Source organism: Pseudomonas extremaustralis (assembly GCF_900102035.1).
GTDB lineage: Bacteria > Pseudomonadota > Gammaproteobacteria > Pseudomonadales > Pseudomonadaceae > Aquipseudomonas > Aquipseudomonas extremaustralis.
In genome coordinates this window covers 1,530,885-1,553,955 of record NZ_LT629689.1, presented here as the reverse complement: position 1 = coordinate 1,553,955, position 23,071 = coordinate 1,530,885, and the positions used below count along the sequence as shown (strand labels likewise).

22 protein-coding genes are annotated in these 23,071 nt (G+C 62.1%); 12 read left to right on the top strand and 10 right to left on the bottom strand.

Features of this window, described 5'->3' with window-relative positions; all coding sequences use genetic code 11:
• The first annotated feature begins 1 nt into the window (after position 1).
• Positions 2-664 carry a response regulator gene (locus tag BLR63_RS07445; RefSeq protein WP_010562952.1) on the top strand — a complete coding sequence of 221 codons (663 nt, stop codon included), beginning with the start codon at positions 2-4 and terminating at the stop codon, positions 662-664.
• Positions 661-2,025 (top strand): sensor histidine kinase, encoded by a 1,365-nt coding sequence (locus tag BLR63_RS07440; RefSeq protein WP_010562953.1) that lies wholly within the window; start codon positions 661-663, stop codon positions 2,023-2,025. The genes BLR63_RS07445 and BLR63_RS07440 overlap by 4 nt, the downstream gene beginning before the upstream one ends.
• 18 nt (positions 2,026-2,043) lie before the next feature.
• Here the strand turns inward: BLR63_RS07440 and BLR63_RS07435 are convergent, their stop codons facing one another.
• From BLR63_RS07435 to BLR63_RS07425, 3 genes are read right to left on the bottom strand one after another with little or no spacing between them, the layout of a single operon-like run.
• Positions 2,044-3,282 (bottom strand): MgtC/SapB family protein, encoded by a 1,239-nt coding sequence (locus BLR63_RS07435; protein ID WP_010562954.1) that lies wholly within the window; start codon positions 3,280-3,282, stop codon positions 2,044-2,046.
• Positions 3,279-3,506 carry a hypothetical protein gene (locus tag BLR63_RS07430; protein WP_010562955.1) on the bottom strand — a complete coding sequence of 76 codons (228 nt, stop codon included), beginning with the start codon at positions 3,504-3,506 and terminating at the stop codon, positions 3,279-3,281. Before BLR63_RS07430 ends, BLR63_RS07435 begins: the two co-directional genes overlap by 4 nt.
• Before the next feature lie 32 nt (positions 3,507-3,538).
• On the bottom strand, positions 3,539-4,612 hold the full coding sequence (locus tag BLR63_RS07425; protein ID WP_010562956.1) for an NAD(P)-dependent alcohol dehydrogenase: 1,074 nt from the start codon (positions 4,610-4,612) through the stop codon (positions 3,539-3,541).
• A 243-nt stretch (positions 4,613-4,855) separates the two neighbouring features.
• On the opposite strand from BLR63_RS07425, the gene BLR63_RS07420 reads away from it, so the two are divergent.
• The 6 genes from BLR63_RS07420 (at position 4,856) to BLR63_RS07395 (ending at position 10,563) form a co-directional block, all read left to right on the top strand.
• Entirely contained in the window at positions 4,856-5,779 is a 924-nt protein-coding gene (locus tag BLR63_RS07420; protein WP_010562957.1) for a universal stress protein, read from the top strand.
• Between the two features lie 198 nt (positions 5,780-5,977).
• Positions 5,978-6,727 carry a fumarate/nitrate reduction transcriptional regulator Fnr gene (gene fnr, locus BLR63_RS07415; protein WP_042946410.1) on the top strand — a complete coding sequence of 250 codons (750 nt, stop codon included), beginning with the start codon at positions 5,978-5,980 and terminating at the stop codon, positions 6,725-6,727.
• 99 nt (positions 6,728-6,826) lie between these two features.
• Positions 6,827-7,390 (top strand): GNAT family N-acetyltransferase, encoded by a 564-nt coding sequence (locus BLR63_RS07410; RefSeq protein WP_010562959.1) that lies wholly within the window; start codon positions 6,827-6,829, stop codon positions 7,388-7,390.
• 189 nt (positions 7,391-7,579) lie between these two features.
• The gene (locus BLR63_RS07405; protein WP_050901312.1) at positions 7,580-8,944 is read left to right on the top strand and encodes a sensor histidine kinase; all 1,365 of its coding nucleotides are present in this window, start codon (positions 7,580-7,582) and stop codon (positions 8,942-8,944) included.
• A complete protein-coding gene (locus BLR63_RS07400) occupies positions 8,929-9,312 on the top strand; it encodes a response regulator (protein WP_010562961.1) in 384 nt (127 codons plus the stop codon). The genes BLR63_RS07405 and BLR63_RS07400 overlap by 16 nt, the downstream gene beginning before the upstream one ends.
• 9 nt (positions 9,313-9,321) lie before the next feature.
• Entirely contained in the window at positions 9,322-10,563 is a 1,242-nt protein-coding gene (locus BLR63_RS07395) for an EAL domain-containing response regulator (RefSeq protein ID WP_010562962.1), read from the top strand.
• A gap of 16 nt (positions 10,564-10,579) precedes the next feature.
• Here BLR63_RS07395 and BLR63_RS31465 read toward each other — a convergent pair whose 3' ends face one another.
• A complete protein-coding gene (locus BLR63_RS31465) occupies positions 10,580-10,729 on the bottom strand; it encodes a hypothetical protein (RefSeq protein WP_010562963.1) in 150 nt (49 codons plus the stop codon).
• A 458-nt stretch (positions 10,730-11,187) separates the two neighbouring features.
• Here BLR63_RS31465 and BLR63_RS07390 point away from each other — a divergent pair, with 458 nt between their 5' ends.
• Positions 11,188-12,597: a circularly permuted type 2 ATP-grasp protein gene (locus tag BLR63_RS07390; RefSeq protein ID WP_010562964.1), complete on the top strand. Its 1,410-nt coding sequence runs from the start codon at positions 11,188-11,190 to the stop codon at positions 12,595-12,597.
• 2 nt (positions 12,598-12,599) lie between these two features.
• Positions 12,600-13,550 carry an alpha-E domain-containing protein gene (locus BLR63_RS07385; RefSeq protein WP_010562965.1) on the top strand — a complete coding sequence of 317 codons (951 nt, stop codon included), beginning with the start codon at positions 12,600-12,602 and terminating at the stop codon, positions 13,548-13,550.
• Positions 13,551-13,569: 19 nt separating this feature from the next.
• Here BLR63_RS07385 and BLR63_RS07380 read toward each other — a convergent pair whose 3' ends face one another.
• Both BLR63_RS07380 and BLR63_RS07375 read right to left on the bottom strand, forming a co-directional pair.
• Positions 13,570-15,831, bottom strand: a complete 2,262-nt coding sequence (locus BLR63_RS07380; protein ID WP_010562966.1) for an ATP-dependent DNA helicase — start codon at positions 15,829-15,831, stop codon at positions 13,570-13,572.
• Entirely contained in the window at positions 15,828-17,477 is a 1,650-nt protein-coding gene (locus tag BLR63_RS07375) for a VRR-NUC domain-containing protein (RefSeq protein ID WP_042946412.1), read from the bottom strand. Before BLR63_RS07375 ends, BLR63_RS07380 begins: the two co-directional genes overlap by 4 nt.
• A 185-nt stretch (positions 17,478-17,662) precedes the next feature.
• Here BLR63_RS07375 and BLR63_RS07370 point away from each other — a divergent pair, with 185 nt between their 5' ends.
• Complete coding sequence (locus BLR63_RS07370; RefSeq protein WP_010562968.1) at positions 17,663-17,887, top strand: YgdI/YgdR family lipoprotein; 225 nt, start codon at positions 17,663-17,665, stop codon at positions 17,885-17,887.
• 69 nt (positions 17,888-17,956) lie between these two features.
• Here BLR63_RS07370 and BLR63_RS07365 read toward each other — a convergent pair whose 3' ends face one another.
• Positions 17,957-19,072 (bottom strand): DmpA family aminopeptidase, encoded by a 1,116-nt coding sequence (locus BLR63_RS07365; RefSeq protein ID WP_010562969.1) that lies wholly within the window; start codon positions 19,070-19,072, stop codon positions 17,957-17,959.
• Positions 19,073-19,081: 9 nt separating this feature from the next.
• Positions 19,082-20,446 (bottom strand): APC family permease, encoded by a 1,365-nt coding sequence (locus tag BLR63_RS07360; RefSeq protein ID WP_010562970.1) that lies wholly within the window; start codon positions 20,444-20,446, stop codon positions 19,082-19,084.
• Between the two features lie 260 nt (positions 20,447-20,706).
• Between BLR63_RS07360 and BLR63_RS07355 the strand changes: the two genes are divergently transcribed.
• The gene (locus BLR63_RS07355) at positions 20,707-21,492 is read left to right on the top strand and encodes a helix-turn-helix transcriptional regulator (RefSeq protein WP_010562971.1); all 786 of its coding nucleotides are present in this window, start codon (positions 20,707-20,709) and stop codon (positions 21,490-21,492) included.
• A 76-nt stretch (positions 21,493-21,568) separates the two neighbouring features.
• Here BLR63_RS07355 and BLR63_RS07350 read toward each other — a convergent pair whose 3' ends face one another.
• Both BLR63_RS07350 and BLR63_RS07345 read right to left on the bottom strand, forming a co-directional pair.
• Positions 21,569-22,648, bottom strand: a complete 1,080-nt coding sequence (locus BLR63_RS07350) for a polyamine ABC transporter substrate-binding protein (protein WP_010562972.1) — start codon at positions 22,646-22,648, stop codon at positions 21,569-21,571.
• Between the two features lie 60 nt (positions 22,649-22,708).
• On the bottom strand, positions 22,709-23,050 hold the full coding sequence (locus tag BLR63_RS07345) for a cupin domain-containing protein (protein ID WP_010562973.1): 342 nt from the start codon (positions 23,048-23,050) through the stop codon (positions 22,709-22,711).
• Between the last annotated feature and the right edge of the window lie 21 nt (positions 23,051-23,071).

Genomic DNA, 23,071 nt, shown 5'->3' with positions numbered 1-23,071 from the left:
TGTGCGCCTATTATTGATCGAGGATGATGTGGCATTGGGTGAAGGTATTCACCAGGCGCTGGTTCGCGAGGGATACACCGTCGATTGGTTGCAAGACGGCAGCAGCGCGTTGCATGCGCTGCTCAGCGAAACCTTTGACGTGGTGGTGCTCGACCTCGGCCTGCCGCGCATGGACGGGCTGGAGGTGCTGCGTCGCCTGCGCGACAGCGGCGGCTGTGTGCCGGTGCTGATCCTCACCGCGCGGGATGCCACCGAAGACCGTATCGCCGGGCTCGACGCCGGTGCCGATGACTACCTGGTCAAACCGTTCGACCTGGCCGAACTCAAGGCGCGCCTGCGCGCCTTGCTGCGGCGCAGCGCCGGACGCGCGCGGGTGCTGATCGAGCATGCGGGCATCAGCCTGGACCCCAGCACGCAACAGGTCAGCTACCACGGTGAACCGGTGCTGCTGACCCCCAAGGAATACCAGTTGCTGCATGAATTGCTCTCGCCGCCAGGCCGCGTCATGACCCGTGACCAGTTGATGCAGCTGCTCTACGGTTGGAACGAAGAGGCCGAGAGCAACACCCTGGAGGTGCATATCCACCATCTGCGCAAGAAATTCTCCAGCGACTTGATTCGCACCGTGCGCGGCATCGGCTATCTGGTGGAGGAGCGCCGATGACCTCCATCCGGCGCCGCACCCTGACGCTGATCATCGGCTTGCTGCTCGCCGGGCTGCTGTTGATCAGCGTGCTCAACCTGCACGACAGCAACCACGAAATCGCCGAAGTCTACGACGCCCAACTGGCGCAGAACGCCCGATTGCTCCAGGGCGTGATGAGCATGCCGTTGGCCAGCCAGGACCGCACCGAGCTGTACCGCGCCTTCAACAAAGCCCTTGCCGATGCGGTGCCCAAGGTGGATGGGCACCCGTATGAAAGCAAAATCGCTTTCCAGGTCTGGAATGCCCAGGGCGAACGCCTGGTGTTCACCCACAGTGCCCCGTCGTTTAGCACGCCCCCCACCGAGCCGGGTTACAGCAATGTCAACGACGTGAGTGGCCGCAAGTGGCGCGGTTTTTTGCTCAAGGACAAGGACAACGGCCTGCGGGTCTGGGTCGGCGAGCGTGACGATGTGCGCTCGGACCTGGTCGGGCGCATTGTGCGTCACACGTTATGGCCCAATGTACTGGGCAGCCTGATCCTGGCGGGGATGGTCTGGCTGGCCATCGGCTGGGGCCTCAAACCCTTGGCCGATATGGCGGCGATCCTGCGCGCGCGGCACTCCGGCTCCCTGGAACCGATGCTGCTCACCCCGCTGCCCACCGAGCTTGAGCCGATGCAGGCGGCGTTGAACCGCATGCTCGCGCAGATCCAGGACATGATTGGCCGCGAACGGCGCTTTATCGCCGACGCCGCCCACGAAATGCGCACGCCCCTGGCGGTATTGCGGGTGCATGCGCAGAACCTGCTGGAAGCCGGGACCGAAGCCGAGCGGCGCGAGTCCCTGGCCTTTCTGATCACCGGCGTCGACCGCACCAGCCGCCTGGTCAACCAACTGCTGACCATGGCGCGCCTGGAGCCGAGCGGCGGGCGGCCACCGGTACAAGCCATCGACTTGGCCGCCACGGTACGCGAAACCCTGATTCAACTGACGCCGTGGCTGCTGAGCAAAGGCCTGGAACTGGTGTTCGATGTCGACGACGACGCCTACAACGTCAGCACCGATGCCTCCGCGATCAATATCGCCCTGACCAACCTGGTGAGCAACGCCGCGAACTTCTCCCCGGAAAACGGGGTGATTACCGTGGGCTTGCACAAAAACGCCCAGCGTTTCGTCCTGACCGTCGACGACCAGGGCCCCGGCATCGACGAAACCCAGCGCGACCGGCTCTTCGAACGGTTCTACAGCCGTGGCAACGCCCAGGGCGCGGGACTGGGCCTGACCATCGTGCAAACCATCGCCCAGCGCCTGGGCGGTCTGGTGCGCCTGGAGAACCTGACGACCGGCGGCCTGCGCGCCACCCTGGAAATTCCGGCTTGATGGGGTTTTCAGCGGCGGCTAGCTGACCAGCGTGCCGAGCCACATCGCGCCGGTCAGCAACACCTGGCCGGCAATCACATAGACCGCGAAGCGACGACCGCCGCTGACCCAGGCCACCAGGCACTTGCTCACGGAGTTGCAACTGATTGCCAGCAATATGGGGATGGCTGCGGCGTCCAGGGAGAGCTGGCCGCTGGTGGCCAGGGCGGCAATCGAAGCGGTAGAGGCGTGAGCGTCGGCGAACCCGCTCACGGTAGCGGTCAACATCACACCCACTTGGCCGAAGTGATACAGCATCACCGATGACACAAACGTAATCCCGGTCAGCATCAACACCATCAGCAGCGCCAGCTTCAGATCGAACGCGCCGCCGACCTCGAGGGTCTGGCTGGCGGGCACCGCCCCCGTGCGTAACATCAAGCCCATCCCATACAGCACCGCAGTGACAAGCCCGGCGAGCAGCGGCCAGGCCATCTTCACCAGCAAGGCCGGCGCCACGGTGCCGAGGATCAAGCCTGCCTGGGCCATCGTCGCCACATTCGAGAAGATCGCGGCCGCCGCGAGGGTGCGCAGGTGGTTCGGCTCCTTGGCCACGGCCTGGCCCATGGCGGCAATGGTCACGGTGCTGGAGGCGAATCCCGAGGCAATGGCGCCGACGGCGTAGCCATAACGCGGGCCCAGGGCACGCACCGCGACATGCCCCACCGCACCGATTGCCATCAGCAATGCGGTCAGGGTGCAGATAGCCCGTGGATTCAGCGCGCCATAGGGGCCGAAGTAACGGTCAGGCGCCAGCGGCAACACCACCAGCGCCACGATCAGCAGCAACAGGCCGTCACGCATCTCGGCGTCGGTCAATTGGCTGCGGGCGAAATCATGCAGTTTCTGGCGGTACACCAACAGGCCGGCCATGACCACGCCGATGGCCGTGGCCAATGCGGGGTTGATCCCACACAAGGCGCCCAGCACCAGCACGGTGAACAGCGCGACCTCACTGGTAATGCCGGGGTCTTTGTCCTCGGTCTTCCAGTAAGCGGTGCTGGCAAGCACGCCCAGGCATACCGCGATCAGTCCCAGCAATACGGCGCCGCCGACCTGCTGAGTGACGTAGCCGAGCAACGCGGTGATCGAATAGGTGCGAAAACCGGCAAAGGCCCGGTACTCGCCCTGCCCCTTATGACGCTCGCGCTCGAGCCCCACCAGCATGCCGATGCCCAGTGCGGCGGCGGCGCCGGCAAATCCCAGGGTGCCTGTCATCCATACCTGCCGCTGCGGATCAATCTCGGTGTTGCATACCCCACGGGTTTATTCGCCGAACCGGGCACGCCCGTGCTCGGCCACGGATGAGGCGCATCCAGACGCGCCTGCAAGCGTTGAACGAAAGCCTCGGCCTGCGCCTGGCTATCGAAGTGGACGAACCAGGCGTCCATATGCACGGTCCAGCGAAGCGGCGCCTGTTGTTGCGTGATAGTAATCAGCATCCTTGGCCTCGAGTGACGCCCCACGGACGCCTTCAGGGAGTAATCGCGACTTTCAACACACCGTCGCGCTGGTGGGCAAACAGGTCATAAGCCGCCTCGATCTCGTCGAGCTTGAAGCGGTGCGTCACCAGGGGCGACAGGTCCACCCGTCCGCTCGCCACCACGGCCATCAGGCGCCGCATGCGCTCTTTGCCGCCAGGGCACAGGGTCGAGACGATGCTGTAATCGGCCAGGCCTGCGCCGAAGGCGTCATAGGGAATGTGCAAGTCGCTGGAGTACACCCCGAGGCTGGACACTCGCCCACCCGGACGCAACACCCGCAACGCCGACTCGAACGTACCCTGGGTGCCCAGCGCCTCGATGGCGACATCCACCCCGCGACCGTCGGTCAACGCCATGATCTGCTCGACCACATTGCCTTTCTTGAAGTCGACGATATGGGTAGCGCCCAGGCCGCGCGCGACATTCATGCGTTCAGCGACCCCGTCCACGCCAATGATCATGGACGCGCCTTTGAGGCGGGCCCCCGCCACCGCACACAGGCCGATCGGGCCCAGGGCGAACACCGCCACCGTATCGCCGATGTTCACCTCGCCGCGCTCGGCGCCGGAAAACCCGGTGGACATGATGTCCGGGCACATCAGCACTTGTTCGTCGCTCAGGCCATCAGGGATCGGGCACAGGTTGGCCAGCGCATCGGGGACCAGCACGTATTCGGCCTGGCAGCCATCGAGGGTATTGCCGAATTTCCACCCGCCGGCCGCGCGAAAGCCGTGGCGCGTGTCGGGGCCGTCCTGGGAGCTGCAGCCGCACAGGCACGCATAGCTTTGCCCGCTGGGGGTGATGGCCCCGGCAATCACGCGCTGGCCCTCGACGAAACCGCGTACCTGGGAGCCCAGCCGTTCGATCACGCCCACCGGTTCATGGCCCACGGTCAAGCCTTTGGCCACCGGGTACTCGCCACGCAGGATATGCACGTCGGTGCCGCAAATGGTCGTGGTGGTGATTCGCACCAAGGCGTCCAGCGGGCCGACTTCGGGGATGGGCTTGTCGTCAAGTACGATGCGGTTTTTCTCAACGAAAACAGCTGCTCTCATGGTTGCCACGGGGTGATCTCCTGTGCCTGGGAAAATCCGATTGGTGACCAGACTGCCCCGTGCGGGCCCCACACAAGTTGATCACGATCAACTATCCCCGGATTGATCGACAGGCCCGACCGGGTGTCGCTGAGCTTGCCTCTGGCGCAAGTCGACTTGATGCAAGTCAAACCGCCGGCAACGCCCAACGCCATCATTTGGAGCAGGCATCACTGCCGATGCTATCCACGGGTTACCCAAGGGAGATCGCCCATGTCCGCTCAAGATCGTTACTTGCTGCTGGTTTCGCCATTGATGGAACACAGCCCGGCGTACGACAGGGCCGCCGCCCTGGCCAAAGCCGGAGGCGCGGCCCTGCATATCCTGGCCTTCGACTACCTGGAAGGCTTGGCCACCGCCGGCCTGGTCAACGAGCAGGCGCTGGAACAGATGCGCATCGGCTATGTGGAGCGCCATCGCCAGTGGTTGGAAGACCAGGCCAGGCCCCTGCGCAAACTCGGCCTGACCGTCACCACCGAAGTGGCGTGGGTGGAGCGCCCGCTGCAGGAGATTCTGGTGCGCCTCAAGGAAGAGCCAATGGCCGTGGTGATCAAGGCGTTGGAGCATCAGTCTCTGCTGTCGCGGCTGATGTTCACGCCGCTGGACGTGCACTTGATCCGCGAATGCCCGGTGCCGCTGCATTTCGTCAGCGCCGCGCTGCACGCACTGCCACGCAGGATTGTGGCGGCCGTCGACCCGTTTCATCACGAGGAGGCCTACAACAGCCTTAACGACCGCATCCTCCACGAAGCCGACAAGCTGGCCACGGCCTGCAATGCCGAAGTGGACGTGATTTATGCCCACGACCTGTCGGACCTGGGCGCCCAGCAGTATGGGTTTGGCAGCGGCGCCCGGGTTTTCTCCTCCGAAGCGGCCAAACGCCTGTTCGATGATCAGGGCCAGGCCTTCGATGCACTGGTCAAGCGCAACGGTATCTCGCAGGAGCGGCGCCATATGATCCTGGGCAACCCGGCGAAAGTGCTGGCCAGCTATGCCGATGCCTATAACGTCGATGTGATCGTCATGGGGCGCGTCGGTCATCGCGGCCTGTCGCGGCTGTTGGGTAGTACTGCCGAGTCGCTGTTGTACAAGATGCCGTGCAGCGTATGGATGGTTGAGCCGCAAATGATCGATTGAATCGTGGTGACCAGCCCCCCCTCGCTGCAGCGTTCGCAGCGAGGGAAACCGGCTAATTCACTCATTTGAATAGCTGCATTGCCGTCCTCTTCCCTCGAACGCAACGAAGAACTTGCGGAAGTCCAACTTGCACCTATCTTTTCCTGGCACTTGGATGTTTAGTGAAAAGATAATCTTTGTGTGCAAGAGGCTTTCGGCATGAAGTCAACACCTTTCCTTGTACAAACCCAACATTTAAAAACAGCCTGCGCTAACTGCAGTGTTTTGGAGTTGTGCTTGCCCATCGGCCTGACAGAAGCCGAAGTGGATCGTTTGGATACGTTGATACCCCAACGACTCAAAGTCAAAAAGGGCACTTCGCTGTATCGCACCGCAGACCCTCTGCGCTCGCTGTATGCGGTGCATACCGGTTTCTTCAAGACCTGCATACTGTCCGTGGACGGCCGCGAACAAGTCACCGGCTTTCAAATGGCCGGGGAAATGCTCGGCCTGGATGCCATCAGCGCCGACAAACACGCCTGCCATGCCATCGCTCTGGAAGACAGCGAAGTGTGCCCGGTGCATTTCAGTCAACTTGAACGACTGGCCAGTCAGATACCGTCGCTGCAACATAACTTAAACAAAATCATGAGCCGCGAAATCGTTCGCGATCACAGCATGTTATTGCAGATGGGCAATATGAACGCCGACGAGCGACTGTCTGCATTCGTATTGAACCTCTCGGCACGCATGAGTCGACGCGGTTATTCGGCGCGCTCTTTTGTATTACGCATGAGACGGGAAGAAATCGGCTCCTACCTGGGCCTGCGACTGGAGACGGTGTGCCGCAGTATCGCGCAGTTGCGCAAACTGGGCCTGGTGCATATCAGCGGGCGCAACGTCGAGATCCTCGACCTGGCGCAACTCAAGGCGTTCATTGCCGGCTGTCATCGCCATGGCCCGGAGTAACGCTGATCTGATCCATATCAGCTTTGCCTGCCGGTAAAGGCGTACAAACCAACTGAAAGGGCGCTGCCCCGAACCCATCCCATCCCTGGAGGTCACGCTATGCCAACCATTGCAGAACACAACAGGCAAGCCGCTGCCGCCTATGCGGCCATTCCCCACGAACACTGGATCGAACAACTGGACGACGGTCGCCATGTGCTGGTCCGCCCGCTGACTGCCGAAGACCGTGAACGGGAATACAACTTCATCAAGGGATTATCCCGCGAGTCTCGGCACGCGCGCTTTCTGGGTGAAATCAACGAGCCCGGCAAAAACCTGCTCGATCAATTGATGGATGTCGACAATCAGCAACGCATGGCATTTATCGCGCTGGTGCACGACAACGGCCAGTTGATCGAAATCGGCGTCGCCCGTTACGCCGCCGCCCGCGAGGAAGAATGCGAGTGTGCGGTGACCGTGGCCGACCCTTGGCAGCATCTGGGGCTGGGCCGCATTTTGATGCAGCACCTGATGACCACCGCCCGCAAAAACGGCTTCAAGTTGATGTACACCGTGGATGCGGCGACCAACACGGGGCTGCGCGAGCTGACCCACGCCCTGGGGTTCCATACCGTCACTGACCCGGACGACAGCACCCAAGTGATCAGCAGCATCGTGCTCTGAGCCTCGCCACCCGACCAAAGGGCGCTTAGCCGCCCTTTTTTTCCATACACCCGTTTGAGTGTGTGCGTAACGTGTTGCGCACGCGATCTGCTATTGTCCAAGCACTTCATCTCCTCCTCATCGCGTTCACGCGATTTTCTGTGAGCATGCTCTGCGGCCCTGTCACTGACACGGCCACGCCTGATCTGCATGGAAAATACCGCAGTGGACAAATCAGCCCTTGGTACCCCGCCCGAAGCCCAGTCAAGGGCCGAAAAGATCGTTGAGTTCAAACGCCAGAAAACCCTGCTCAAGGCCGGCGCCCTGCAAGACGCGATCTTTAACAGCGCCCGCTTCTCCAGCATCGCCACCGACGAAAAAGGCGTGATCCAGATCTTCAATGTCGGCGCCGAACGCATGCTCGGCTACGCCGCCGCCGACGTGCTGAACCGCATCACCCCCGCCGACATCTCCGACCCCGCCGAATTGATCACCCGCGCCGCCGCCCTCAGCCTCGAACTCGACACCCCCATCACCCCGGGTTTCGAAGCCCTGGTGTTCAAGGCTTCCCGTGGCATCGAAGACATTTACGAGCTCACGTATATCCGCAAGGACGGCAGCCGCCTGTCGGCCATGGTTTCGGTGACCGCCCTGCGCAACCGCCATGACACGATCATCGGCTACCTGTTGATCGGCACCGACAACACGGCGCGCAAGCAGGAAGAAATCGAGCGCAAGGGGTTTGAACGCGCGCTGGAAGAAAAGAACCTGGAGCTGGAACATGCCAGCCACATGAAGTCCGAATTCCTCGCCACCATGTCCCACGAGCTGCGCACGCCGTTGAATGCGGTCATTGGTTTTTCCGAGGCCCTGAAGGATGGGCTGGTGGGCGAGATGAGCGAGGTGCAGCGCGAATACATCGGCGACATCTTCACCAGCGGCCAGCACTTGCTGTCGCTGATCAACGACATCCTTGACCTGTCCAAAGTCGAGGCCGGGATGATGGACCTGGAATTGGAGGCCGTGGCGCTCGCCGGCTTGTTGGCCAACAGCCTGTTGATCGTGCGCGAAAAGGCTGCCCTGCAGCGCATCCAATTGAAGCTCGACTGCCAGGAAGACTTCGGCACGTTGCTGCTGGACCTGCGCAAGACCAAGCAGATCGTCTACAACTTGCTGGCTAATGCGGTGAAATTCAGCGAACACGGCAGTTCGGTGACCCTGGCGGTGCGTCAGGTAGACCGCGAACAGGTCGGCCGGATTCCCGGCGAATGGCCGGTGTACGGTTTTGCCTTGCAGCCCAGTGCCCAGCAGCGATTTCTTGAATTGAGCGTCAGCGACACCGGCATCGGCATTGCCGAGGACGACATGGGCCAGCTGTTCAAGGCCTTCAGCCAGATCGACAGCAGCCTGGCGCGCAAATTCGAAGGCACGGGACTGGGCCTGGCGATGGTCAAGCAACTGACCGAACTGCACGGCGGCAGCGTCGCGGTCGCCAGCCAGGTCGGCCTGGGCGCGCGTTTCGTGGTGTGGCTACCGTTGCACCGCGCCTCGGAGGCTGCATGGCCGACATCCTGATCGTCGAAGACAACGAGGCCAATATGCGCCTGGCGCGGCTGTTGCTGGTCAACGCCGGGCACACGGTGTTGTGGGCCGCCGATGCCGAGATCGGCCTGACCCTGGCTCGTGAACGGCAACCGGCGCTGATCCTGATGGATATCCAGTTGCCGGGCATGGACGGCCTGGCCGCCACCGCGCTGCTCAAGCACGACCCGCTCACCGCCCATATCCCGGTGATCGCCCTGACCGCCATGGCCATGAAGGAAGACCGCGAAAAGACCCGGCTGGCCGGTTGCGATGCCTACATCATCAAGCCGTTGCGCTACAAAGAGCTGTACCAGGTGATCGACACACTGCTGCAAAACAACATCACACCTCTCACATGAGTCCTCTCCATGGCCAGCCAACCCGCAACGCTCCTGATCGTCGATGACGAACCGCAGATTCGCAAGCTGCTGGAAACCCTGCTGCAACACGAGGGCTACCAGACCATGAGCGCGGGCAGCGGCGAAGAAGCGCTGGACCTGATTGCCCAACGTCTTCCCGACCTGATCCTGCTGGACATCATGATGCCGGGCATGGACGGTTACGAAGTCGCCAGCCAACTCAAGGGCGACGAGACCACGGCCAGCATTCCGATCATCATGCTCTCGGCCCTGAGCGAGTCGAGCGCCCGCATCAATGGCCTGCAGACCGGCGCCGAGGAATTCATCAGCAAGCCGGTGGAGCGCATCGAATTATGGTTGCGGGTGCGCAATCTGCTGCGGCTCAAGACCCATGGCGACCAGTTGAAAGACCATAGCCTGATGCTTGAGCAGCAACTGCGCGGCCAGAACAACGAGACCGCGCACATGCATGTGCATGACCTGACCCGCCAGGACCTGGAAAACGCCCTGCGCCAAGCGGTGGAACGGCAGGCGCTCACCCTGCATTACCAACCCAAGGTCGAACTGGCCAGCGGGCGGATTTGTGCACTGGAAGCGTTGCTGCGCTGGGATCGGCCCGGTTATGGCGCGGTGTCTCCGGCCGTGTTCGTGCCCATCCTGGAAAGCCTGGGATTGATCGTGACGGTGGGACGCTGGGTGATCGATAGCGTTTGCCAGCAGATTGCGACGTGGCAACGCACGGCGATTGGCGCCGTGGAAGTGTCGGTGAACGTGTCCGGCCATCAATTGATCGAAGGCGACCTGATCGCCGATATCGCCTCGGCGCTCGCCACGTTCGGAGTAGCGCCCCATTGCCTGGAGGTCGAGCTGACCGAAGGCTCGCTGATGGAAAACACCCAACACACCATCGCCAGCTTGCAGCGCCTGCGCGCCATGGGCGTGAAGATCTCCATCGACGACTTCGGCACCGGCTACTCGAGCCTGGCGTACCTGCGGCGGTTTCCCATCGACACGCTGAAAATCGACATCGCGTTCATCCGCGAAGTCACCAGCAACCCGCAGGATGCGGCCATCACCCGCACCATTATCGAACTGGCCCATAGCCTGAACCTGCGGGTGGTGGCCGAAGGCGTGGAAACCCAGGCACAACTGGCCTTCTTGAAAGAGGCCGGCTGCGACCAGATTCAAGGCTACCTGTTCAGCCGGCCGCTGCCGGTCGCGACCTTGGAGCGGCTGCTACTGGAGCGCTAGGAGCGCCAATGCCCTATCAATGCTGATTTTCTTCGGTATGGCCCCCATCCGCAGCGTCATCTGGCTCGCTGAGCGGCACTTGCGCATCGTCCATCAGGGAGCCGGGGTCTTCATTGCCCGGATCGTTGAGTTCTTCTTCCGGTTCTTCTTTCGGTTCGTCTGACATGACCGTCTCCTTTACCCGCCTTGGGGATCGATATCGGCATCGGTTTAAGGCTGGTGCTTGAAGTCTGGACTGTAGTCGTTTTCCTGGACCTGGGTCGGCGGGATGTCACGCACCAAGTCAGGGCATAAAGCTTCCTTGTAGGAGCGAGCTTGCTCGCGAAGGTCGCCAACGATGACGCGGGCATTCCGGATAAGCGAGGTGTTCTGGGGTTTTTCGCGCGCAAGCTCGCGCCTACAGGGCGTTAGGTGGGGGCGGAATAGCGTTTCGGCACAGGCATTGCTTTATTCGTTCATCTGCCCGAATACAGGAACATTCGTTACCCCCCGACCCAGAGCCGACCCCAAAAGAAAGTAAGGACCAGGCCCATTGGCACCCTCAGCCACGGGCTCATAAAAAAATGCGTTGTTTAAAGCGGCAGTGCCCCCCAAGGCTTCCTTTGGCACTGACAAGGTACTGAAATGGCTCGATCTTTCTTTGACGAAATGAATGACGCAAATGGCGTGTGCCGTGCGCACTATCAGGATTTCTCCCGCTGGCTGGCCAACACGCCGCCGGAACTGCTGGCCCAGCGTCGTCGCGAAGCCGATTTGCTGTTCCACCGCGCCGGGATCACCTTCACCCTCTATGGCGACGAGCAAGACACCGAACGCCTGATCCCCTTCGACATCATCCCGCGCAGCATCCCCGCCAGCGAATGGAACGTGATCGAACGCGGCTGTATCCAGCGGGTCAATGCGCTGAACATGTTCCTCGCCGACATCTACCACGACCAGCGCATCATCAAGGCCGGGATCATTCCGGCGGACCAGGTGCTGGGCAACGAGGGTTACCAGCAGGCCATGGTCGGCCTGGACCTGCACCGCGACATCTACTCGCACATCTCCGGCGTCGACCTGGTGCGCGATGGCGACGGCACCTACTACGTGCTCGAAGACAACCTGCGCACTCCCAGCGGCGTGAGCTACATGCTCGAAGACCGCAAGATGATGATGCGCCTGTTCCCCGAAGTGTTCGCCAAGCAGCGCATCGCGCCGGTGGACCACTACCCCAACCTGCTGCTCAAGACCCTCAAAAGCTCAAGCCGCCTGGACAACCCCAACGTGGTGGTGCTGACGCCCGGACGCTTTAACAGCGCATTTTTCGAACATGCGTTCCTGGCACGGGAAATGGGCGTGGAACTGGTGGAAGGTGCCGACCTGTTCGTGCACGACCTCAAGGTCTTCATGCGCACCACCGATGGGCCCAAGGCCGTGGACGTGATCTACCGCCGGATCGACGACGCGTTCCTCGACCCGCTGGCGTTCAACCCCGACTCGATGCTTGGCGTGCCCGGCCTGGTCGCGGCCTATTGCGCCGGCAATGTGGTGCTGGCCAATGCCATCGGCACCGGCGTGGCCGACGACAAGTCGATCTACCCCTACGTGCCAGAAATGATCCGTTTCTACCTGGACGAAGAACCGATCCTGCAAAACGTGCCGACCTTCCAGTGCCGCAAGCCCGATGAACTGTCCCATGTGCTGGCCCACCTGCCGGAACTGGTGGTCAAGGAAACCCAGGGCTCCGGCGGCTACGGCATGCTGGTGGGCCCGGCGTCCACCGCCGCCGAGATCGAGGACTTCCGCCAACGCATCAAGGCACGTCCCCATGCCTACATCGCCCAACCGACCCTGAGCCTGTCCACCTGCCCCACCTTTGTCGAAAACGGCATCGCGCCCCGGCATATCGACCTGCGGCCCTTTGTGCTGTCGGGCAAGGAAACCCGCCTGGTGCCCGGCGGCCTCACACGGGTCGCCCTGCGTGAAGGCTCGCTGATCGTCAACTCGTCGCAAGGCGGCGGAACCAAGGACACCTGGGTGGTGGAGGGCTGAGTATGTTGAGTAGAACCGCCGCAGACCTGTACTGGATGTCCCGTTACCTTGAGCGCGCCGAGAACCTGGCGCGCATGTTGGAAGTCAGTTATTCGCTGTCATTGATGCCCCAGGCCGGGCGCAACGATGGCCTGGATGAGCTGGCGATGTCATTGCTCAGCAGCGGCACCCTGGACAGTTACCTGGAACGCCACCAGCAACTGGATGCCGAGCGCATGCTGCATTTCTTCGCCCTCGACGAAGAAAACCCCGCCAGCATCTACAACTGCCTGCGCGCAGCACGGGGCAATGCCCATGCGGTGCGCGGGCGCATCACCGCCGACATGTGGGAAAACCTCAACGCCACCTGGCTGGAAATGCGCAGCATCGCTGCCGGCGGCCTGGCGCGGCACGGCATCAGCCACTTCTGCGACTGGGTCAAACAGCGTTCGCACCTGTTCCGCGGTGCGACCTCCGGCACCATCATGCGCAACGACGCCTATCGGTTCATTCGCCTGGGCACCTTTGTCGAGCGCGCCGACAACACCCTGCGCCTGCTGGATGCGCGCTATGAGATGTTTGGCGAGGAATCGGAGGAAGTCAGCGACCTCTCGGCCCGCGGTTATTACCAGTGGAGCGCCCTGCTGCGCGCGTTGTCGTCGTTCGAGGCCTATACGGAGCTGTACCCGAATGCGTTGAATGCCCGCTCGGTATCCGAATTGCTGTTGCTGCGCAGCGATGTACCGCGTTCATTGCACGCCTGCATCGAGGAATTGAGCCATATTCTGGCGGACCTGCCGGGCAGCTATGGCCGCACCGCGCAGCGCTTGGCCGCAGAGTTCGAAGCACGGCTGCGTTACACCGGGATCGACGAAATCCTCGAAGATGGCTTGCACAGCCGCCTGACGGAATTCATCGACACCGTGCGCGAGTTGGCGCGGGCGATTCATCGCTCGTATCTGGAGGTGGTTTGAGTCAAGCGGCGTAACGCGGTCAGTCGCTGGCTATCGCCCACCAGCGTGGCAATAGCTGGCGCACCCGCGCTTCGCCGAAGCGATCGTCGATCAACATCACCACGCCTTTGTCCTGCTGGCTGCGGATCACCCGACCCGCCGCCTGCACGACTTTCTGGATTCCTGGGTACAAGTAGGTGTAGTCGTAACCGGCGCCGAAAATCGCGCCCATGCGCTGCTTCATCTGTTCGTTGACCGGGTTCAGTTGCGGCAACCCCAGGGTGGCGATGAACGCGCCGATCAAGCGCGCGCCGGGCAAGTCGATGCCTTCCCCGAACGCGCCGCCGAGTACGGCGAAGCCGATGCCCTGGCTGTGTTCGGTGAACTGCTCGAGAAACGCCCGGCGCTCGGCTTCGGCCATGCCCCGCGACTGCAGCCACAGCGCGATCTGCGGGTGCCGCTCGGCCAGGCGTTGCGCCACCTGTTGCAGGTAATCGAAGCTTGAGAAAAACGCCAGGTAGTTACCCGGCTGTTGCGCGAACTGGCAGGCGATCAACTCGACGATGGGGTCCAGTGAGGCCTCTCGATGCACGAAGCGGGTCGAGATTTCATCGACGATACGCACACGCAATTGCTCGGCCTCGAATGGCGATTCCACATCGATCCAGGCCGTGTCCGTCGGCAGTCCCAACAGGTCGGCGTAGTAATGGCGTGGGCTCAGGGTGGCGGAAAACAACACGCTGCTGCGCGCCGCTGTCAGCCGCGGGCGGATGAATTCGGCGGGCACTACATTGCGCAGGCACAGGGTCGAGCTGCTGCGCTTGGCGCTGAACGTGCGCTTGCTGATATCGAAGATGAAGTGCTCGTTGAACAGCTCCGCAACCTTGGCAAATTGCAGCGCTTCAAAGTAGAAGGCTTGCAGCTCCCCGGCCAGCGCCTCGGGATGGTCATTGAAGTAGTCGCCCATGGCGCTGGCGCACAGGCTCAGGGCTTGCAGGAGTTTTTCCGGGCGGGCGGCATAGGCCTGATACGGCGCAATCTGGTCCTTGTGCAAGGCATTCCATTCACGGTTGAGGCGCTGCAAGGGTTTCTTCAGCGGCTCGGGGGCGCTGTCGCGCAGGGTCTTGAGGCTGTACTGGTCGAGGCTGGCGCTGTACATCGAGCGGGCGCGCTCCACCAGGTTGTGAGCCTCGTCCACCAGCACCGCGACACGCCATTGGTTGAGCTGCGCCAGGCCGAAGAGCATGGCGCCGAAGTCGAAATAGTAGTTGTAGTCAGCCACCACCAGGTCGGCCCAACGCGCCATTTCCTGGCTCAAGTAATAGGGGCAGACAGCATGGGCCAGGGCCACGTCGCGCAGGTTGCGCTGGTTCAGCAGGCGCACCTGGGCGGCGGCGATGCGGGCGGCGGGCAAGCGATCGTAGAAGCCCTTGGCCAAGGGGCAGGACTCGCCGTGGCAGGCTTTGTCCAGGTGTTCGCAGGCTTTGTCCCGCGCCACCAGTTCCAGTACGCGCAGTTGCAGGTCGGGGCCGCTGGCGAACAGTACCTCTGAGGCGTCGAGGGCCAGTGTGCGCCCAGGGGTCTTGGCGGTGAGAAAGAACACCTTGTCCAGTTGCTGGGGCGCAAGGGCCTTGAGCAGCGGGAAGATCGTGCCGATGGTTTTGCCGATGCCGGTGGGCGCCTGGGCCATCAGGCAGCGGCCGGTGCTGACGGCCTTGTATACCGATTCGGCGAGGACACGCTGGCCGGGGCGGAAGTCGGCATGGGGGAACGCCAGGGTTTGCGCGGCATGGTTGCGCGCGGCGCGGTGCTGCATTTCCTGCTCGGCCCAGCCGAGGAACAACGCGCATTGGCGGTTGAAGAACGCCTCCAGCTCGGCGGCCTGGAAGCGCTGGCTGAGCAGGGTTTCGCCTTCGCCGACGATGTCGAAGTACACCAGCGCCAGGTCGATCTCGCCCAAGCCGAGCTTTTGGCACATCAACCAGCCGTAGACCTTGACCTGGGCCCAGTGCAGTCGGCGGTGGTTGGCCGGCTGGGCGTCGAGGTCGCCGCGATAGGTCTTCACTTCTTCCAGGCGATTGGCGTCCGGGTCATAGCCGTCCGCCCTGCCCTTGACCTTGAGTTGTCGGTACTCGCCTTCCAGGGCCACTTCGTTCTGGTAGCGCGTATTGCGCCGCGAAGCCACGGTGCGGTGGCCGACGATGCCTTCCTGGGCACTGGGCGACGGGGTAAAGCGCAGGTCCAGATCGCCGACCTTGGCAGTGAATTCACACAACGCCCGCACGGCGACCTGGTAGGTCAAGCCGGTTGCTCCGCCCAGCGCACATAGCAGACGGTCACGGGCATCTGGTATTCGCCGCAGAACTCCAGCCAACGCAGTTGGTTGTCTTGCAGGCGGTCGCCGGGACCCTTGACCTCGATCATGCGATAGGTCTTTTGCCCCGGCCAGAACTGGATCAGGTCCGGCATTCCGGCGCGGTTGGCGCGGATATCCAGCAGCAACCGTTCGAACCAGCAGCGCAGGTGCTCGGCGGGCAGGCAGGCCAGGGCCTGCTCCAGCAGTTCCTCGCTGAGCAGGTTCCAGAACACGAACGGCGACTGGATGCCCCATTTTTCGTTATAGCGCTGGCGAATAGTGGCCTTGTAGCGCTCATCCTGCAGTTGCTCGAAACACGCGGCAAACAAGGGCGCCCGGCGCTGATGGAAGTCTTCGCTGTGCAGGTCCGCCGGCCCGCGCTGGAACGGGTGGAAAAACGCGCCCGGCAGCGGCGCGAAAATCGCTTCCCAGCACAACAGCCCGAACAACGAATTAATCAGGCCGTTTTCCACGTAGTGCACTGGCGCATCCGGTTCGCTCAGGTGGGCCTGCACGCAGTATTCCACCGACATCAGCGGCGCAGGCGGCGTGAGAGCCAGGTCCAGGCGCGTGACCGCCCGAGGCTTGGCCTTGGGCACGGCCGGCTCGCCCAGTTTGCGCCGCAGGCGTGGCAGCACACGCACCAGATGCTGCTGCTCGGCGGGGCTTTCCGGGGCCTGTTGCGCGGCGTTCGCCAGGGCCAGGGCCTGGGCGTAATCCTCCTGGCGCTCCAGCACCCGAATCAGCCGCGCCCTGGCGCCGGGGTAGGCGCAGGTGCGGTAAATCTGCGCGGCCAGCGCCAATTCGGCGCTGCGCTCGCAATGCTGGCCCGCCTGGAACAGCAGTTTGGCCCGGCGTTTTTCCAGCCAGGGGTTGTCGGTGCTCAGCGTCGCGACACGGGCCAACACGTCCGCCAACGCCTCACCGGCTTCAAACGCCTGCTGGCACTGGTGCAGGAACAGGAACCCGTGCAAGTCCGCACGACTGCGCAAACCACGGGACTCGGCGCAAAACTCGACCTTTTCATAGGTGTAGATACCCAGATCGGCCAGTACGAACTCAGACCAGTCCTGATGCAGGTTGCCGAAAAACATCAGCCGCAGGCGATCGCACAGGTCCATCACGGTAAGGCTGTACAGCGTGTCGGCCAGGTCGGGGCACCACTGGGCAAAACTGCGCGATTCGCTGAACTGCGCCGCCAAGCCCGCCAACCAGTCGGCTTTGTTGCCCTTGGGCTGGTCGATCCAGGGCTTGAACGCCGCCAGGATTTCGCCCTTCTGCAACAACGCGAACAGCGCCTCGAACGTCAGCGGGCATCCTGCGTCGAGCCAACCCAGCTCCAGCAGCGGCCCGGCCGCGGCGTGGGGGCAACCGATCTCTTGGTAATTGAGTTTGCTCGCCCGGAAATGCACGCCCTTGCGCATCACCATGCGCACCAGCAAGGCCTGGGCGGCCTGCGGCAAGCTGTCAAATTGCTGAATGAAATGCTGTTCGTCAGGATCGAGCAGATCGGCATAGCGTTGCCCCAGCCAATGCAGGACCTGACGGAAGTTATGCAGGTAATAGAGCGGATCTTCGAGGGGATTGGCCATGGTGCGCATTGATCGAATACTGGTTATGCATACAGAGTGACGCCACCGCAGCCTTGTTGCAATCAGTAATAGATAAATGGCGCGCGCAACTTTTTGTTTAAAAGTGATCAGATGGGGAGTCGATGGCGTAACATTTGTCGCCTGCGCCTCTGGCGTGGGATTTTTCGGGGTTAAAGGTAAGAATTATGAACATGAAGAAGTGGGGTCTGCCCCTGGTTGCAATCACTTTTCTGGCATTGGCCGGTTGCGCGACGCAAACCGTCGTGACGCTGCAAAACGGCACACAGTATTTGACCAAAGACACGCCAAAAACCAAGAACGCTGACGGGTTCTATGAATTCACCGACATCGCCGGCAAACACATCCGCGTCAAGGCCGATGACGTCGCCACGGTACGCAAGGAAGACTGATTTCCAGCGCTACGCACGCCCCTGCACCAACGCAGGGGAGGTCAATCAGTGAGCCGCTGCATTATCCCTTTAGCGCGTTCGTTCGCTGGGCGCTCGCCAACCGGTGTCGTGCAGTGCCCTCAATAATGTTTCGCCCGCCAAGTCGGGTACTTGGATGCCGTCGTCGGTGACCATGGCCTCACCGGCCAGGATCGCATTGATGATCGCCTCTTCCACCGCCTCCGCTGCCGCACTGAACAACGGCGAGATATGGTCGTTATTGACCATCTGCAACGCCGTGCTCAAGGGCAGATCCTTGCGCCCATAATCGGCCGCCGGCAAGTCCCGGTTGCCAGTGGCGAACGCCAGGAACAGATCGCCGCTGGAGTCCTCGGTGCCACCGCCGGTGCGTGCGATGCCGATGGACGCGCGCTGCGCCAGGCGTTGGCACTGGTGCGGCAATAAAGGCGCATCGGTGGCGATGATCACCACGATCGAGCCCATGCCCGGCGTGCCCCGCTCGGCAAACGGTGACGGGATGTCCATCAATCGACGCCCCACCGGGTAGCCATCCACGCGCAGTTCCTGGCGCTTGCCATGGTTGGCCTGCACCAGCACGCCGACGGTCCAACCGCCCTGCTCCGCCGTCAAGCGCCGCGAAGCCGTGCCGATACCGCCCTTGAATTCATGGCAGATCATCCCCGTGCCGCCGCCCACCGCGCCCTCCTGCACCGGCCCGCTGGCGGCGTTGTCCAGCGCCTGACGCACATGCTCGGGCTTGACGTGCTGACCCCAGATGTCGTTGAGCAGGCCGTCATAGGTCTCCATCACCACCGGCATGCACCAGTACACCGCCGGGTCCGCCAGGCGCTCGCGCTCCAGGGCGATCAGGGTGTCGCGCACGATGCCGATGCTGTGGGTGTTGGTGATGGCCAGCGGCGTGGTCAGCAGGCCGGCTTCGCTGATCCATTCCAAGCCAGTGGCGTCACCGTTGCCATTGAGCACGTGGTACCCGGCAAAGCACGGCTGCTGCCGCGCCTCGCCGGCCCGCGGCTGGATCAGGCTGACGCCGGTGCGCACCTGCTTGCCGTCGATACGGGTCTTGAGCGTGCAGTGGCCGACCCGCACGCCCGGCACATCGGTGATGGCATTCAACTCACCGGGCGTGCCCAGCCCCAACGTGATGCCCAATTGACGTGCGCGCATAACCACTCCTTACAATTTCTGGAAGACCGGACTCAACCGGCCACTGATGCAATACAGAATCACCGACAGTGCCAGCAGGCCGATGATGATCATGATGTCCCGCACCGAGGCCACCATGAGCGAGGTCACCAGCAGGTAGCCAGCGCCCAGCACGGCCGCCAGCGCCGGCAAAGGCCAAAGAGGCATGCGATAGGGATGCTCGCGGTCGCGCAGCAGCACCCGGCTCATCAATGCACTCAACGCCACCACCAGGTACACCATGATGATCAGCAGCACGCTGAACGAGGTGAGGTCGGCCAGGTTGGAACTGAAGCTCAACAGCGCCGAGGGTATCGCCAGGAACAGCGTAGCCAACCAGGGCGAATCCCAACGCGGATGAATGCGCGTGAACAGTTTATTGATGGTCGGCGTCCACAACGCATCGCGCCCGCTGCTGAACACCACGCGGCCGATCTGGATGACGATGGCGACGATGGCGTTGAACACCGACAGGAAGATCCCGGCGCTGACCAGGCGCGACAGGGTTTCGTTGCCATGGCTGGTCAGCAGGTAGCCGATGGGGTCCGGGCTGCTGATCATCGCACTCAGGGACGGCGCGCCGATCAACAGTGCGGTGATCGGCACCAGCTCGATCACCACCACCAGGCCCAGGGACCACAGCACCGCTTTGTGCACGCCCTTGCCGCCGCATTTCATGTCTTCTGCCAGCAACACCGCTGGCCCGTAGCCATTGTAGGAAAACAGACCGATACCCACTGCGCCGATCACCAGCGCCCATGGCGCCAGGTGCATGACGCCGTTCTCGACGATCTGCGGTTGGAACAGCACGCTGGCCGGCTGCACCGGATGACCGAAGCCGATCACCACGATCACCAGCAATGCCGCCACTTCCAACAGTAGGCAGGTGCCGGTGATCCAGGCGTTGAGCTTGATATTGAGGATGCCCAGGGCGTAACTGCACACCACGATGACCAGGGCGACGGTCTGCGAGTCGAACTTCGTGCCCAGGGCGTTATTCAGGTACGTTGCCGCGCCCGTGGCCAAGACCGGCGGGATAAACAACAGCATCACCAGCACCGTCAGGAAGGTCGCATAGCCGGCCATGCCGCCGAACACCCGCTTGGCGTACACGTACTCACCGCCGGCACTGTTGTGGGCGCGGCCCAGTTCGGCGTAGCAAAAGGCAAACATCAGCGCGAGCAGCCCGGCGATCACAAAGGCCAGGAACACGCCGCTGCCGGCTTGCTGGATGGCAAACGGGGCGATCACGAACACGGAGCTGGCGGGCGTCACCGCTGACACGGTGATGGTCACTACATCGAAGACGCTCAGGGTGGGTTTCAGCACGCCGTCGGGCGTAGGGGAAGTGCTCATATCGTTATCCTCTGTCGTTTTTCTTGGTGTGAGGCAGAAATGAGTGCGAACGAGCTGGCTCGCAAAAAGGACTGACGTTGACTCGGGCGCCTTCGACATACGCGGCGCTCTCGGGTTTTTCGCGAGCAAGCTCGCTCCTACAGATGGGAAGGTAGGCGCTGGGTTGATGTCAGCCAATTCCCCTATTGGCGTACTCCCCTTGACGATACCCGGCAAAAGCCGAACCCTTGGCCGATCTTTTGCGGGTGGGAGCCTGAACCATGAGTCTGTTTCGGGAAGTCGGCATGCATGCAGGCCTGGGCCGTACCATCGCGCACATCGGCACCGAGCGGTTCTGGAAACAGCTGGTGCTGTTGCTGCACCAATGCCTGCCGTTCGATAACGCACTGGCGATCTTCTACCCCCTCGATGGCGCGCCCCAGGCCCTGGAAGAATACGACGCCCAGCCCAGCAGCAAGCCGGCGTCGATGCTGGCGTACCTCAATGGGTTGTATTTGCTCGACCCGTTTTTCCAGGCCTGCCGCGAAGGTTATGCCAGCGGCGTGTACCGCCTGGAGGAAGTAGCACCGGACCATTTTCGCCAGAGCGAATACTTCCTCAGCTACTTCCACGACAACGTGCTGGAAGACGAGGTGCAGTTCATCCTGCAGTTGCCTGGCGCGGGAACGTTATCGCTGTCACTGGGCATGCAGCGGCGGTTCAGCGTGGATGAGACCGGGTTGACGGCTACCCTGGCGGCGTGGGTGTTGCCGTTGATGCAGCAGCACTGGCAACAAAGCACCCGGCGCGTACCGGCGATGGACAGCCAGATCCGCGATGCGTTGAGTCAATTCGGCTGCGGCGTACTCTCGGACCGCGAACTGGAAATCGCCCGCCTGGTACTGCGCGGGTTCTCGTCCAAGGCCATGGCCGAGCGCCTGAACATCTCGCCGGACACGGTGAAAGTGCACCGCCGGCATTTGTACGCCAAGCTGGATATCTCGTCACAGCCGGAGCTGTTTTCGTTGTTTATCCAGTCGTTGGGGCATGACCTGGAAAATCCCTGAGGCTTTGGTTTTGGTGAGCCAGCCTGTTGTTGTGGCGAGCAGGCTCGCCACGGTCACAAATACAGCCCAAAAACCCTCACCGCCCCGTGCGAATGGTGTTCCACACCCGTGTACGCACCCGGTCGATATTCAGCGGCATGGCTTCCAGCGCGAACAGCTTGCCCATCATCGCTTCGCTCGGGTAGATCTTGGTGTCGGCCTTGATCTCAGGGTCCACCAGGCTGTCGGCGGCGCTGTTACCGTTGGCGTAGTGCACCGAGTTGGTGATGTCCGCCATCACTTGCGGCTCCAGCAGGTAGTTCATGAATGCGTAACCGGCCTTCTCGTCCGGCGCATCGGCGGGCATGGCCACCATGTCGAACCAGATCGCCGCGCCTTCCTTGGGAATCTGGTAGCCGATCTTCACGCCATTCTTGGCTTCCTTGGCGCGGCTTTCGGCCTGCAGCACGTCGCCGGAGAAGCCGACGGCCACGCAGATGTCGCCATTGGCCAGGTCGCCGGTGTATTTCGAGGAATGAAAGTACGCCACATAGGGCCGTACTTTCATCAGCAGCGCCTCGGCTTTTTTATAGTCATCGGGTTTCTTGCTGTGGGGCGGCAGCCCCAGGTAATTGAGCGCGATAGGCAGCAATTCCGGGCCGTTGTCCAGGATCGCCACCCCGCATTTGCTGAGTTTTTCCATGTACTCGGGCTTGAAGATCAGGTCCCAGGAGTCCACCGGCGCGTTATCGCCCAGTACGGCCTTGACCTTGTCGATGTTGTAGCCGATGCCGGTACTGCCCCACAGGTACGGGAAGCCGTGGGCATTGCCCGGATCGTTGTTTTCCAGGGCCTTGAGTAGCACCGGGTTGAGGTTTTTCCAATTGGGCAACTGGCTCTTGTCGAGTTTCTTCAAGGCGCCGCCCTGGATCTGGCGGGCCATGAAGTGGTTGGACGGAAACACCACGTCATAGCCCGAATTACCGGTCATCAGCTTGCCATCGAGGGTCTCGTTGCTGTCATACACGTCATAGCTGAAACCGATCCCGGTCTGCTTCTGGAAATTCTTCGTGGTGTCCGGGGCGATGTAGCTGGACCAGTTGTAGATTTTCACCGTCTCGGCGGCCTGGCCGAGAGAGGCCACCAACATCAAGGGCAACAGGGCAATGGCTTTCATGGTTCGATTTCCTGGCGGTTTTAGGGCTGTTTTTATGGCAGGCGATCAAGGATCAAAGCGTTACAGAATCAATACGTAGGTCTTGCGCACGGTTTCCTGGATATCCCAGATTCCGGTGCTGTTGGCTGGCAACATCAGTGCATCGCCGGCTTGTATGTGAAGGGTTTCACCGTTGTCAGGGGTGAAAGTGCAGCGCCCCTGGATAAAGTGGCAAAACTCCTGGGATTTGATCTGCCGGCGCCAGCGCCCCGGCGTGCATTCCCAGATGCCGGTTTCCACACCGTCGTTGCGCTCGACACTCAAGGTCGAGGCTACGGCCACCGGTTCGCCCAAGGGCACGGCCACCGGCGCGGAGTCCGGCAGATGGGTATTCAGCGTGTCTTTGAATTGCGTGATGCTCATGGTTTTTCCCGTGTGAGTGAA